1 protein-coding gene (running past one end of the window) is annotated in these 15,632 nt (G+C 74.6%); it reads right to left on the bottom strand.

What is annotated here, in order from left to right:
• On the bottom strand, window positions 1-15,632 hold the 5' portion of the coding sequence (locus ACLJQZ_RS41130) for a type I polyketide synthase (RefSeq protein ID WP_410626304.1). 9,835 nt of this gene lie to the left of the window's left edge; 15,632 of the gene's 25,467 nt are visible here — the first part of the coding sequence; it begins with the start codon at window positions 15,630-15,632; its stop codon lies off the left edge, out of view.

Below are 15,632 nucleotides of genomic sequence, written 5' to 3'. Positions count from 1 at the left end.
TCCTGGCCGTTGGTGCCGACGAAGACGCCGGTGCGGCTGCCGCGCAGGCCGCTCGGGTCGATGCCGGTGCGTTCGACGGCCTCCCACGACGTCTCCAGCAGGAGCCGCTGCTGCGGGTCCATCGCCAGGGCTTCGCGCGGGGAGATGCCGAAGAACTCCGGGTCGAACTCGGCCGCGTCGGGCAGGAAGCCGCCGCGGTCGACGTAGCTGCTGCCGCGGCCCTGGCCGCCGAGGGCGGTCATGTCCCAGCCGCGGTCGGCCGGGAAGCCGGTTATGGCGGCGCGGCCGTCGGAGAGCAGGTCCCACAGGTGTTCCGGGGTGCGGACGTCGCCGGGGAAGCGGCAGCTCATGCCGACGATGACGATCGGGTCGTCGGTGCCCGCGGCCGCGGTCGGCAGGAGCGCGACGGGCAGGTCGGTGCCGTCCCCGATCAGTTCGCCCAGGAGGAACTCGCCCAGCGCGGCCGGGTTCGGGTGGTCGAAGACGAGGGTGGCGGGCAGGCTCAGCGCGGTCGCGGTCTCCATCCGGTTGCGCAGCTCGATGGCGGTCAGCGAGTCGAAGCCGAGGTCGGAGAACGCCCGCGTGGCGCCGATTTCGCCGGTGCCGGTGTGGCCGAGGACGGCGGCGACGTGGTCGCGCACCAGATCCAGCAGGACGGTGCCGCGCTCGGCCACGGGCGTCGTGAGCAGACGGGTGGCCAGCGCGCTGGTGCCGGGCGCGGGGGCCGCGTCCAGCTCGGCGACCACGCGGCGGACCGCGGGAAGGTCTTCCAGCAGCGGGCTGCGGCGGATGCTGAGCAGCGAGCGCAGGACGTCGGCGTTCTGGATGTCGGCGACGACGAGCTGTGCGGCGGGCCCGCCGGCGTCGGCCAGGACCGTGGCGGCCAGGTCGGGGTCGAGGCCGCCGCCGAGGCCCGCGGCCATGCCGTCGCCCGCCCAGGCGCCCCAGGCGATCGACGTCGCGTTCTGGCCGCGAGCGCGCCGGGTCTCGGCGAGCGCGTCGAGGACGGCGTTGGCGGCGGCGTAGTTGGCCTGGCCGGGGTTGCCGACGGCGCCGGCGACCGAGGAGAACAGGATGAAGGCGTCGAGGTCGCCGGCCAGCTCGTCGAGCAGGACGGCCGACTCGACCTTGGCGCGGAACACCGCGGCGAAGCGGTCGGGCGTCAGGCTGCCGAGCACGCAGTCGTCGAGCACGCCGGCGGCGTGGATCACGGCGCTGGGGCGGTGCTCCGCGAGCAGCGCGGTGAGCTGGGCGCGGTCGGCGACGTCGCAGCGGGCGATGACGATCCGCTCGTCGTCGCCGGGTTCGCCGCCGGAACGGCTGGCCAGCACGACCCGCTCGGCGCCTTGAGCCAGGAGCCACTTCGTGACGTGGCGGCCGAGCGCGCCGGTGCCGCCGGTGACGAGGACGGTGCCGCGAGGCTGCCACGGCGAAGGCGCGGCCGCCGCCGGGGCGAGCCGACGCCCGTAGACGCCGGAGGCGCGGACGGCGATCTGGTCGTCGTCGCCTTCCAGGGCCCCGGCGAAGCGGGTGAGCAGCCGCGCGTCAAGCTCGGTGGGCAGGTCGGCGAGGCCGCCCCAGCGGCGCGGGTATTCGAGGGCCGCGACACGGCCGAGGCCCCAGGTCGCGGCCTGGGCCGCAGCGGTGAGGCGGTCGGCCGGGCCGGTGGTGACGGCGCCGCGCGTGACGCACCAGAGGACGGCGTCCGCGCCGAGGTCGTCGAGGGCCTGGACGAGGGCGGTGTTGCCGGTGAGTCCGGCGGACTCGTCGAGGGCGAGCAGCGAGACGATGAGCCCGGTGACCTGGTCGCGCAGGAGGTCGGCGAGGGTGTCGCGGTCGGCGTCGGCGGGGATTTCGACGGTCGTGCCGAGGGCGCCGGCGACCTGCCGCGCCCACGGGTCGCCGGCGTGGGACGCGGGGACGAGGACCAGCCGCTCCCCCGCCGTCGCCGGGGTCGCGTCGAGTGGACGCCACTCGACGCGGTAGCGCCAGCCGTCCACAAGGGACTGTCGCTGCCGCCGGGCGCGCAGCGCGGAGAGCGCGGGCAGGACGGTTTCGAGCGCCGGGGCGTCGACCTGGAGGTCGGCGGCCAGCTCGGCGAGGTCGCCGCCTTCGACGACGGCCCAGAAGGCGTCGTCACCGGTCGAGGTGCGGACGGCCGCTTCCGGCCAGTAGCGGCGGTGCTGGAAGGCGTAGGTGGGCAGATCGACGGGCCGGGCGCCGGTACCGGCGAACCACGCGGTCCAGTCGATCCGGACGCCGGCGACGTGCAGGGCGGCGACCGCGGTGGCGACGGCGGTGCGTTCGTCCCGGCCGCGGCGCAGGACGGGGACGGCGGTCGCGCCGGGCACGTCGACCAGGCCGGTGAGGACGGCGTCCGGCCCGACCTCGACGTACGTCGTGACCCCGGCGTCGGCCAGCTTCCCGACGGTGTCGCCGAACCGGACGGTGGCGCGCACGTGCTCGACCCAGTACTCCGGCGACGTCACGTCCCCGGCCGCGACGACCGGCAGCTGCGGCTGCGAGAACTTCAGGGCCGAGACGACCTGGCGGAACTCGGCCAGCATCGGGTCCATCAGGTGCGAGTGGAACGCGTGGCTCACCTTGAGCCGCTTGGTCTTCTCGAACCGCGCCGCGACCTCGAGCACGGCGGCTTCGACGCCGGACAGCACGACCGAGCGCGGCCCGTTGACCGCGGCGATGTCGACGCCGTCGGCCAGCACCGAGCGAACGTCCTCTTCGGACGCTTCGACCGAGACCATGGCGCCGCCGGCCGGCAGCGCCTGCATCAGGCGACCGCGCGCCGAGACCAGCGCGCACGCGTCGGCCAGCGACAACACGCCCGCGATGTGGGCGGCGGCGATCTCACCGATCGAATGGCCCGCCACGTAGTCGGGACGGATGCCCCACGCGTCCAGGAGCCTGGTCAGCGCGATCTCGATGGCGAAGAGCGCGGGCTGGGCCCAGCCGGTCTCCGCGATCATGCCCGCGTCCGTGCCCCAGACGACGTCGCGCAGGTCCGGGTCGAAGTGCGCCAGCACCTCGTCGAGCGCCTCGGCGAACACCGGGTACGTCTCCGCCAGCTCGCGGCCCATGCCGAGCCGCTGCGCGCCCTGGCCGGTGAACAGGAACGCCTGGACGGGCTGGTGCGCGGTCTCGCCGGTCAGCGCCCCCGCGGCGGGCTCACCATCGGCGAGGGCCCGCAGCGCGCGGACGGCGGTGTCGGTTTCGTCGGCGACGATCGCCGCGCGGTGCGCGAAGCTCGTGCGGGTGGTGGCCGCCGCGAACGCGACGTCGAGCAAGTTCAAATCGTCGGCCAGGACACTCAGGAGGCGACCCGCCTGGGCTCGGAGGGCGTCCTCGGTCCGGCCGGAGACGAGCAGCGGCACGGTGATCGCGGCCGGGGCCTCGCGCGGCACCTCCGGCGTCACGTCGGGGGCTTCGATGATGATGTGGGCGTTGGTGCCACTGATGCCGAACGACGAGATCCCGGCGCGGCGCGCGCGGTCGGCCGCGGGCCAGTCTGTGGCCTCGGCCACGACCTCGACGGCCCCGGCTTCCCAGTCCACATGGGACGACGGTTCGCCGACGTGGAGCGACTTGGGCACGATCCCGTGCCGCATCGCCTCGACCATCTTGATGATCCCGGCCACACCGGCGGCGGCCTGGGTGTGCCCGAAGTTCGACTTGATCGAGCCCAGCAGCAGCGGGGTTTCCCGGTCCTGACCATAGGTGGCCAGCAACGCCTGGGCCTCGATCGGGTCGCCCAGGACCGTGCCCGTGCCGTGCGCCTCGACGACGTCTACGTCCGAAGTGGACAGTCCCGCGTTGGCGAGAGCCTGGCGGATGACCCGCTGCTGTGACGGCCCGTTCGGGGCCGTGAGGCCGTTCGACGCACCGTCCTGGTTGACCGCGGAACCCCGCACCACGGCGAGGATCCGGTGGCCGTTGCGGATGGCGTCGGACTGACGCTCGACCACGAGCAGGCCGACGCCCTCGGACCAGCCGGTCCCGTCGGCGTCGTCGGAGAACGCCTTGCACCGGCCGTCCGGGGCGAGGCCGTTCTGGCCGCTGAAGCCCACGAACCCGCCCGGCGTCGCCATCACGGTGACACCACCGGCGAGCGCGAGGGAGCACTCGCCGGACCGCAGCGACTGCGCGGCCAGGTGCAGCGCGACCAGCGACGACGAACACGCCGTGTCCACCGTCATCGCCGGGCCTTCGAGACCCAGCACGTACGACAGGCGGCCCGACGCGACGCTCCCGGCGATGCCGGTGCCGGTCTGCCCGCGCAGCTCGGCGTCGGTGCTCATCAGCAGGTCGGAGTACGACTGCCCGTTGGTCCCGACGAAGACACCGGTGCGGGAACCGCGCAGCGTGGACGCGTCCACGCCCGCCCGCTCGAACGCCTCCCACGAGACTTCCAGCAGCAGGCGCTGCTGCGGGTCCATCGCGACCGCCTCGCGCGGTGAGATCCCGAAGAAGCCCGCGTCGAACTCGGTGGCGTCGTAGAGGAAGCCGCCCGCCTGGGTGTCGCTCCCGGCCAGCGAGGCGACATCCCAGCCGCGGTCGGCCGGGAAGCCCGAGACGGCGTCGCCGCCCGAAGCCACCAGGTCCCACAGGTCGTCGGGGCCGGTCACGCCGCCCGGGAAGCGGCACGCCATCCCGACCAGCACGATCGGGTCGCCTTCCACGGCCGCGGTTGTCACGACGGCGTCCGCGCCGCGGGCGCCGACCAGCTCGCCCAGCACGAAGCCCGCCACCGCGACCGGTGTCGGGTAGTCGAAGACCAGCGTGGACGGCAACCGCAGGCCCGTCACGCCGGCCAGCCGGTTGCGGAACTCCACCGCCGTCAGGGAATCGAAGCCCAGCTCGCGGAACTCGCCGGTGGTGTCGACGTTCTCCGGTGCGTGGCCGAGCACGGTCGCGACCTCGGCGACGACGCGGCCGGTGAGCACGCGCAGCTGCTCGGGCTCGCGCATCCCGGCGAGCTGCTCGCGCAGCGAGCCGCGGACGTGCGCGGCGTCGCCGCCGGCGCGGCGGCGGCCGGGCTGGGTGACCGGGCGCAGCAGCCACGGGAGTTCGCCCTGGGCGCGCATGGCCGTCATGTCCACGCGCATCGGGACGACGACCGCGCTCGGCGAGCGGGTGGCGCGGTCGAACAACCGCATGCCGTGCTCGACGGTCAGCGGCGGCACGCCACCGCGCGCCATCCGCTCGCGGTCGGCGTCGCTCAGCGTGCCGACCATGCCGGTTTCCCAGCCGCCCCAGGCCAGGGCGGTCGCGACGCGGCCTTCGGCGTGGCGGTGGACGGCGAAGGCGTCGAGGAAGGCGTTGGCGGCGGCGTAGTTGCCCTGCCCGGCCGAGCCGACGGTGCCGGCGACCGAGGAGAACACGACGAACGCGGCGAGGTCGGCCTCGCGGGTCAGTGCGTCGAGGTGGACGACGGCGTCGGCCTTGGGCCGCAGCACGTGGTCGAGCCGGTCGGCATCGAGCGACGCGACGACGCCGTCGTCGAGGACGCCGGCGGTGTGCACGATCGCCTTGAGCGGGTGCTCAGCGGGAATCCGGCCGAGGACGGCGGCGAGCTGGTCGCGGTCGGCGGCGTCGCAGGCCTCGACCGTGACGTCGACACCGAGAGCGGTCAGCTCGTCGCGCAGCTCGGCGGCGCCGGGCGCGTCCGAGCCGCGGCGGCTGGTGAGCACGAGGTGGCGGATGTCGTAACCGGCGACGAGGTGGCGGGCCAGCTCGCGGCCCAGGCCACCGGTGCCGCCGGTGATGAGCAGCGTGCCTTCGGGGTCCCAGCGCGGCGGCAGGGTCAGCACGATCTTGCCGATGTGCCGGGCACGGCTCATGAACCGGAACGCCGCGGCGCTCTGGCGCAGGTCCCAGCTGCGGATCGGCAGCGGCGTGAGCACGCCCTCGCCGAAGAGCCGCAGCAGCTCGACGAGCAGTTCCTGCGTCCGGTCGGGACCGGCCTCGCCGAGGTCGAACGCGCGGTAGCGGATCCGGCTCAACGCGGCGGCGTCGCGGACGTCGGTCTTGCCCATCTCGAGGAACCGGCCGCCGTCGGCGAGCAGGTTCAGCGACGCGTCGGCGAAGTCCCCGGCCAGGGCGTTGAGCACGACGTCGACGCCCTGCCCACCGGTGACCCGGCGGAAGGCGGCCTCGAAGTCCAGGGTCCGGGAGGAGGCGATGTGGTCGTCGGCGACACCCAGCTCGCCCAGGACGTGCTGCTTGCCGGAACTGGCCGTCGCGAAGACCTCGGCGCCGAGGTGGTGGGCAAGCTGGATCGCGGCCATGCCGACACCGCCGGCGCCCGCGTGGATCAGGATCTTCTCGCCCGGCCGCAGGTCGGCCAGGTCGACGAGCGCGTAGTAGGCGGTGAGGAAGACCAGCGGCACCGACGCGGCGGTGCGCGAGGACCACTCGGCCGGCACCGGCGCCACGTACCGGGCGTCGAGGGTGGTGTACGGGCCGAACGGGCCCGGCATCATGCCGAACACGCGCTCGCCGACGCGGGCCGGGTCGACGCCGGGGCCGGTGGCCTCGATGACGCCCGCGCCCTCGGCGCCGAGCTTGCCGGCCTCGCCGGGGTACATGCCCAGGACGTTGAGCACGTCGCGGAAGTTGAGGCCGGCGGCCTCGACGCGGACGCGGACCTCACCGGGCGCGAGATCTTCGAGGACCTCGGGGCACGTTTCGGCGGTCAGGCCGTCGATCCCCGCGGCACCGGCGGTGAGCCGCCACGCCGGTACCGCGGGAGGCAGGATGTCGCCGTTGCCGGCGAGGCGCCCGAGCCGGGCGACGCGGATGCTTTCGCCCCGGACGGCGAACTGCGGTTCGCCGGAGACGACGAAGCCGGTGCCCGGCAGCGCCGCGCCGGGTTCCAGGTCGACCAGGACGAAGCGGTCGGGCTGCTCGGACTGGGCCGAGCGGATCAGGCCCCAGGCCGCGGCGGCGGCGAGGTCGCCGATCCGGTCGCCCGGGTCGACGGCGACGGCGCCGCGCGTCACGAAGACGATCCGGCCGGCGCGCTCGTCGGTGAAAGCGCGCTGCAGCACCGAAAGGACCCGCGCGGTGACCTCGCGGACGGCGGTGAGGACGTCGCCGTCGCCCGCGACGGGCACGAGCAGGACGTCCGGTTCGAGGGAAAGCGCCTGCTCCAAGTCGGCGCAGCGCCGGGCGACCGGCGCCAGCAGCGGGTCGTCGCCGAGCAGCGCCCACGTGCCGGCCGGGGCGTCCTTGGCCAGCGCGGCCGGGACCCAGGTGGTCTGGAACAGCGACTCGTCGTCGGCGCTGCGGGGCGTGGCTTCGCGCAGCTGCAGGGATTCCGCCGAGAGCACGGGCGCGCCGGTCTCGTCGGCGACGGCGATGGCCACCGACTCCTGGTCGACGGGGGTGATCCGGGCACGGATCCGGGTGGCGCCGGTCGCGTGCAGGGAGACGCCGGACCAGGCGAACGGCAGGCCGGGGGCGATCGAGTCGAGCCGGTGGATGGCGTGCAGCACCGAGTCGAGCAGCGCGGGGTGCAGGCCGAACGCGTCGCCGTCCTCGGGCAGCGCGGCTTCGACGAGCAGGTCTTCGCCGTCGTGCCAGGCCTTGATCAGCCCACGGAAGGCCGGACCGTAGTCGAGACCGTTGTCGGCCAGTTCGTTGTACAGCGTCGTGACGTCCACTTCGGACGCGTCCGCCGGCGGCCAGTCGCCGACCGTGGCGGCCGGGCGTTCGCCGACCGCGACGACGCCGGCGGCGTGCTGCGTCCACTCGGCGTGCGGGTCGGTGCCGCGGGAGGAGACGGTCAGCTCGCGCAGGCCCGCGTCGTCGGGGCCGCCGACGGTGACCTGCAGCAGGGTCGGTTCGTGCTCGCGCAGCCACAGCGGCGCGGCGACGGTGAGGCTTTCGACGGCCGAGCAGCCGACCTGGTCGGCGGCGCGGACGGCGAGGTCGAGGAACCCGGTGCCGGGGAACAGCACGTGCCCGCCGACGACGTGGTCGGCCAGCCACGGCTGTCCGGCCAGGGACAGCAGGCCGGAGAAGACGACGCCGCCGGAGTCGGCGAGGTCGACGGCGAAGTCGAGCAGCGGGTGCCCGGCCGGGGTGAGGCCGAGGCGTTCGACGGCGCCGCGGCCCGGCGTAACGCTGGGCCAGTAGTGCTGGCGCTGGAAGGCGTAGGTGGGCAGGTCGACGGTCCGGGCGCCGGTGCCGGCGAACCACGGCGTCCAGTCGACGTCGACGCCGGCGACGTGCAGCCGGGCCAGCGCGCCGAGCACGGCGTCGGGTTCCGGGCGGTCCTTGCGCAGCAACGGCGTGACGACGGCTTCCGGCGCGTCGACCATCGCGGAGAGGACGCCGTCCGGGCCGACCTCGAGGAACGCGGTGACGCCGGCATCGGTCAGCTGGCCCAGGGCGTCGGCGAAGCGGACGGTGTCGCGGACGTGGCGGACCCAGTACTCCGGCGAGGTGACGTCGCCGCTGGTGACGAACGGGATGCGCGGCTGCGCGAAGGTCAGCGTCGAGACGACCTCGCGGAACTCGTCGAGCATCGGGTCCATCAGCCCGGAGTGGAAGGCGTGGCTGACCTTGAGCCGCTGGGACTTCGCGAACCGGGCGGCGACGGCCAGGACGTCGGCCTCGACGCCGGACAGCACGACCGAGCGCGGGCCGTTGACGGCGGCCAGGGAGACGTCGTCGGTGAGCAGCGGCCGGACGTCGGATTCGGACGCTTCGACGGCGACCATCGCGCCGCCGCGCGGCAGGGCCTGCATGAGGCGGCCGCGGGCGGTGACCAGGGTGGCGGCGTCGGCCAGCGACAGCACACCCGCGATGTGCGCGGCGGCGATCTCGCCGATCGAGTGGCCGGCGACGTGCGCGGGCCGGACGCCGTGGGCCTCGGCCAGGCGGGCGAGGGCGACCTCGATGGCGAACAGCGCGGGCTGGGCCCAGCCGGTTTCGGCCAAGAGGCTCGGGTCGTCGCCCCAGAGGACGCCGGGGTCGAGGTGGCCGAGGACCTCGTCGAGGGCCGCGGCGAACGGCGCCGACGTGGCGTGCAGCTCGCGGCCCATACCGAGCCGCTGGGAACCCTGGCCGGTGAACAGCAGCGCGACCGACGGTGTGCCGGTGGCCGCGCCGGTGGCGGCTTCGCGGACGCCGTCGGGAGTCGCGAGGAGAACGGTGCGGTGCGGGAAACTCGCACGGGTGGTGACGAGCGAGTGCCCGACGTCGAGCCGGTCGAGGCCGGTCTCGGTGATCCGGGCGACCTGCGCGGCGACGGCGGCTTCGGTCTTGCCGGAGACGACCCACGGCACGACCGGCAGCTCACGGCGTTCGGTGTCCGGCTCGGCGACGGGCTCGGGCGCCTCGATGATGACGTGCGCGTTGGTGCCGCTGATGCCGAACGACGAGATCCCGGCGCGGCGCGCGCGGTCGGCGGCGGGCCAGTCGACGGCCTCGGTGACGACCTCGACGGCCCCCGCGGTCCAGTCCACATGGGACGACGGCTCGCCGACGTGCAGCGACGGCGGCACGGTCCCGTGCCGCATGGCCTCGATCATCTTGATGATGCCCGCGACACCCGCGGCGGCCTGGGTGTGCCCGAAGTTCGACTTGATGGAACCCAGCAGCAGCGGGGTTTCCCGGTTCTGGCCGTAGGTGGCCAGGAGGGCCTGAGCCTCGATCGGGTCGCCCAGCACCGTGCCGGTGCCGTGCGCTTCGACGACGTCGACGTCCGAAGTGGACAGACCGGCGTTGGCCAGGGCTTGACGGATCACGCGCTGCTGCGAGGGTCCGTTCGGGGCGGTGAGGCCGTTGGACGCGCCGTCCTGGTTGACGGCCGAGCCGCGGAGCACGGCGTGGATCCGGTGCCCGTTGCGGAGGGCGTCGGACTGGCGTTCCAGCACCAGCACGCCGACGCCTTCCGACCAGCCGGTGCCGTCGGCGTCGTCGGAGAACGCCTTGCAGAGGCCGTCCGGGGCGAGGCCGTTCTGACCGCTGAAGCCGACGAACCCGCCGGGCGTGGCCATCACGGTGACGCCGCCGGCGAGCGCGAGGGTGCACTCCCCCGACCGCAGCGACTGGGCCGCCAGGTGCATCGCGACCAGCGACGACGAACACGCCGTGTCGACGGTCATCGCCGGGCCCTCCAGGCCCAGCACGTACGAGAGGCGGCCGGACACGACACTGCCGGCGATGCCGGTGCCCGTCTGGCCGCGCATGTCGACGTCGGCGGTGAGGAACAGATCGGAGTACGACTGGCCGTTGGTGCCGACGAACACGCCGGTCCGGGAGCCGCGCAGGCCGGTGGCGTCGAGGCCGGCGCGTTCGAACGCCTCCCACGACACTTCCAGCAGCAGGCGCTGCTGCGGGTCCATCGACATCGCCTCGCGCGGCGAGATGCCGAAGAAGCCCGCGTCGAACTCGGCCGCGTCGTAGAGGAAACCCCCGGCGCGGGTGTCGGAGGCGGCCAGCGCCGCGACGTCCCAGCCGCGGTCCACCGGGAAGCCCGAGACGGCGTCGCCGCCCGAGGCGACCAGGTCCCACAGGTCTTCGGGATTTGCGATGCCGCCGGGGAAGCGGCACGCGACACCGACCACGACGACCGGGTCGTCCGCGAGCGCACCCGTGTTCGCCACGACGTCGTCGACGCCGCGGGCGCCGAACAGCTCGCCCAGCACGAACTGCGCGACGGCCGTCGGGGTCGGGTGGTCGAAGACGAGCGTCGCGGGCAGGCGCAGGCCCGTGACGGCGGCCAGCTTGTTGCGGAACTCGACCGCCGTCAGCGAGTCGAAACCCAGGTCGGAGAACGACTTCCCGGCGCCGACCGCGGTGGCGTCGGCGTGGCCGAGCACCGTGGCGGCGCGGCTGCGGACGAGGTCGACGACGGCGGTGAGCCGATCGGCTTCGGCCAGGTCGCGCAGGCCGCGGGCGAGGTCGCCGGCGGCCGCGGAGGTGGCGACGGCGGCCGAGCGGCGGGTGCCGCCGACCAGACCGCGCAGCAGGGGCGGAAGCTCGTCGAGCAGGCGCAGCGCGGCGAGGTCGACGGCGACCGGGACGACGAGCGCGTGCGGCAGGGTCAGGGCGGTGTCGAAGAGCGCGAGGCCGTGGTCGAGTTCGAGGGCCGGCATGCCGGTGCGGGCCATCCGCGCGCGGTCGGCCTCCGACAGGGATCCGGCCATGCCGCCTTCAACGGCCCAGGAGCCCCAGGCCAGGGACAGTCCGGGCCGGCCGGTGGCGCGGCGGTGGGCGGCGAGGGCGTCGAGGAAGCTGTTGGCGGCGGCGTAGTTGCCCTGCCCGGCGCCGCCCATGATCCCGGCGACGGAGGAGAACAGCACGAACGCGGCGACGTCGCCGGCCAGCTCGTGCAGGTGCCATGCGGACGCGGCCTTGGCGGTCAGGACACGAGTCAGCCGCTCGGGGGTGAGCGCGGTGACGACGCCGTCGTCGAGGACGCCGGCCGCGTGCACGACGGCGGTGAGCGGGTGCTCGGCCGGGATCGCGGCGAGCACGGTTTCGAGCGCCGCGCGGTCGGCGACGTCGCAGGCGGCGACGGTCGCGGCGACCCCGAGGGCGGCCAGGTCGTCGCGGAGGTCCTGCGCGCCCGGGGCGTCCGGGCCGCGACGGCTGAGCAGGAGCAGGTGCCGGACACCGTGCTCACGCACCAGGTGCCGGGCCAGCTCGGCGCCGAGACCGCCGGTTCCGCCGGTGATCAGGACGGTCCCGTCCGGGTTCCACGCGCGCGCTTCGGCGTCGGTCATCCGGGCCCGGGCGAGTCTCGCCGCGCGGACGTCGTCGCCGCGCAGCGCGAGCTGCGGTTCGTCGAGCGCGAGGGCCCGCGCCACCGCGTCGGCCGACGTCTCGGCGTCGACGTCCACCAGCACGAACCGGCCCGGGTTCTCGGCCTGGGCGGTGCGGATCAGGCCCCAGACGGCCGCCGCGGCGAGGTCGTGGATCGGCTCGCCGTCCTCGGCCGCCACGGCGCCTTCGGTCACGAACGCCAGCCGGGCGTGCGCGAACCGTTCGTCGGCCAGCCATTCCTGGGCCAGCACCAAGGCCCGCGTCGCCAAGCCGGCCAGGGGGTCCGACGCCGTGAGCCGGGCCGTGACGACGGCCGGGACGTCGGCCAGGTCGGCGAGCGAGCCGGTCAGCTCGGTGACGACGACCGCGTCCGGCGGCAGCACCACCGGCGCCCAGCGCGGCTCGAACAGCGAGTCCGCACCGGTGAACGTCACGGTGCCGACGTCTTCCGCGTGGACGGACCCGACCGACGCGACGGGCTGCCCGGCCGCGTCGGCCAAGGCCAGCGAAACGCCGTCCTCGCCGTGGCGGATCCGGACGCGCACCCGGGCCGCGCCCGCGGCGTGCAACGTCACCCGGGTCCACCGCGCCGGGTAGCCCCGCAGGCCGGCCGCGTGCAGCGCGCTCTCCAGCAGTCGCGGGTGCAGCCCGAAAGCCGTGGTGTCGTCCTCGCCGAAGGCGACCTCGGCGAACACGTCGTCACCGCTGCGCCACAAGCCGCGCAGCTCTGGAAGGTCTCGTGTCAGTTCTTCGGCGTCCGCCGGCGGCCACTCGGCCGTCGCGAAGTCTTCCTGGTGCCCGCCGGTGGCGAGCACGCCTTCGGCGCGGCGGACCCAGCTGCCGACGACCGACCCGGCGGGCCGGGTGTGGATGTCGAGGCGGCGGCGGCCGGTCGCGTCCGGCGCCCCCACCGACAGCTGCAGGTCGACGGCGTCGTCGGCGGCGAGCTCCAGCGGCACGCCGAGGGTGAGTTCCTCCACCAGGTCGCAGCCCAGGTCGAGCCCGGCTCGCAGGGCCAGCTCGAGAAACCCGCTGCCGGGGAACCGCGTGTCGGTCAGCCACGGGTGGGTGCGCGCGGACAGCCGGCCGGTCAGCAGCAGGCCGTCGGACTCGGCGAGGGTGAGCGACGCGCCGAGCAGCGGGTGCTGCACCGGCGTGAGGCCGAGCCCGGCCGCGTCGGCGACGGCGTCCACAGTGGACGGCCAGTACCGCTCGCTCTGGAACGGGTAGGTCGGCAGGGCCACGGGCCGCGCGCCGGTGCCGGCGAAGAACGCCGTCCAGTCGATCCGGACACCTGCGGTGTGCAGGGCGGCCAGCGCGGCCGTCAGCGTCTCGGGCTCGTCGAGGTCCTTGCGCAGCACCGGGATCGCGGTGACGTCGTCGGCGGACAGGCCGACCAGCGGGGTGAGCACGGCGGCCGGGCCCAGCTCGGCGAATACCGTCGCGCCCTGCTCGGCGAGGCGGCGAACGGCGTCGGCGAAGCGGACGGGCTCGCGCACGTGGCTCACCCAGTACTCGGCCGAGGTGACGTCGCCGCCGGCGACGAACGGCAGCACCGGCTCGGCGAAGGTCAGGCCGGTGACGATCTGCCGGAAGCCGGCAAGCATCGGGTCCATCAGCCGCGAGTGGAACGCGTGGGACACGGCCAGCCGGCGCGGCCGGTCGAACCGCTCGGCCACGGCGAGCACGGCGTCCTCGGTGCCGGACAGCACGACGGACGTTGGCCCGTTGACCGCGGCGACGCAGACGTCGTCGCTCAGGTACGGCCGGACGTCGTCTTCGGACGCGCGCACGGCGACCATCGCGCCGCCCGCGGGCAGCGCCTGCATCAGCCGGGCGCGGGCGCTGACCAGTACACAGGCGTCGTTCAGGGACAGCACGCCGGAGACGTGCGCCGCGGCGATCTCGCCGACGGAGTGCCCGGCGACGAAGTCGGGCCGCACGCCCCAGGACTCCAACAGGCGGAACAGGGCCACTTCCACGGCGAACAGCGCGGGCTGCGCGTGCCCGGTGTCGTCGAGGGCAGCGGTGTCGGCACCGGACAGGACTTCGCGGACGCGCGGGTCGAGCAGGTCGAGCGTCGCGGACAGGGCGTCGGCGAAGGCGGGGAACCGGGCGGCGAGGGTGCGGCTCATGCCGAGCCACTGCGCGCCCTGCCCGGAGAAGACGTAGGCGAGGGCTGGGGGCTGGTCGGCCGAACCGGTGACGACTCCGGCCGCTTCGCCGTCGTCCAGCCAGGACGCCAGGGCGGCCCGCGGGTCGCCGCCGACGACCGACAGCCGCTCTTCGAACGACGAGCGGGTGGTCGCCAGCGACCAGGCGACGTCCAGGGGTTCGCGGTCTTCGGTGGCCGAGAGCACCTGGGCGACCTGGGCCCGCAGCGCGGCCGGAGTGCGCCCGGACAGCAGCCACGGCACCGGAATCGAGGCCCGCGGGGTCTCCTCGGCGACCGTCAGCGGCGGCGCCTGCTCGATCAGCGCGTGGGCGTTGGTCCCGCTGACTCCGAACGACGACACACCGGCGCGACGCGGGCGGCCGGTCTCCGGCCACGGCGTCTGCTCGGCGGCGAGAACGACGGCGCCGGACTTCCAGTCCACGTGCGACGACGGTTCGGTGGCGTGCAGGGTCTGCGGCACGACGCCGTGCCGGATCGCCTCGACGGTCTTGATGATCCCGGCGACGCCGGCCGCGGCCTGGGTGTGGCCGATGTTGGACTTGACGGACCCCAGCAGCAGTGGCGTCTCGCGGTCCTGGCCGTAGGTGGCCAGCAGGGCCTGGGCTTCGATCGGGTCGCCGAGCTTCGTGCCGGTACCGTGCGCTTCGACGACGTCGATGTCCGAAGTGGACAGTCCAGCGCTCGCCAAAGCCTGACGGATGACACGCTGCTGAGAGGGCCCGTTCGGGGCGGTGAAGCCGTTCGACGCGCCGTCGGAGTTCACGGCGGTGCCGCGGACGACGGCGAGGACCTCGTGGCCGAGGCGCTGCGCGTCGGACAACCGCTCCAGCACGAGCACGCCGACGCCTTCGGACCAGCCGGTGCCGTCGGCGTCGTCGGAGAAGGCCTTGCAGCGGCCGTCACCGGCGAGGCCGCCCTGACGGCTGAACTCCATGAGCGAACCGGGCGTCGACATCACGTTGACGCCGGCGGCGAGCGCGAGCGAGCACTCCCCCGCCCGCAGGGCCTGCGCGGCCAGGTGCACCGCGACCAGCGACGACGAACAGGCCGTGTCGATGGTGACGACCGGGCCTTCCAGGCCCAGCGAATACGCGAGCCGGCCGGAGATCGCGCTCGCCGCGATCCCGGTGCCCACCGAACCGTCCGCGTCGGCGAGCGAGCGGACCATCAGGTAGGCGTAGTCCTGGCCGTTCGTTCCGGCGAAGACGCCGGTCTTGCTGCCCCGCAACCGTTTCGGGTCGATCCCGGCGCGCTCGATCGCCTCCCAGGACACCTCCAGCAGCAGGCGCTGCTGGGGGTCCAGGGACACCGCCTCGCGCGGCGAGATGCCGAAGAACCCGGCGTCGAAGTCGGCGACTCCGTCGAGGAAACCGCCGGCCTGGCTGACGCTCATGCCGCGCTCGTCCACGCCGGCGCCGGTGACCGCTTCGAGGTCCCAGTCACGGTCGGCGGGGAACGGCCCGATGGCGTCCCCGCCGCTCGCCACCAGGTCCCAGAGGGCCTCCGGGGAGCGGACGCCACCGGGGAACCGGCAGCTCATGGCCACGATCGCGATCGGCTCCGTCGACGCGGCCAGCAACTCCTGGTTCTGCCGCTTGAGCCGTTCGGACTCCTTCATGGCGGCACGGAGTGCTTCGACGACCCGGTCGTTCGGCGTGGACAT

Origin of the sequence: Amycolatopsis sp. cmx-8-4 (assembly GCF_046548675.1) — a bacterium.
Classification (GTDB): domain Bacteria; phylum Actinomycetota; class Actinomycetes; order Mycobacteriales; family Pseudonocardiaceae; genus Amycolatopsis.
Note: the sequence above shows the minus strand (reverse complement) of the source record. Positions and strands in the feature narration are given on the sequence as shown.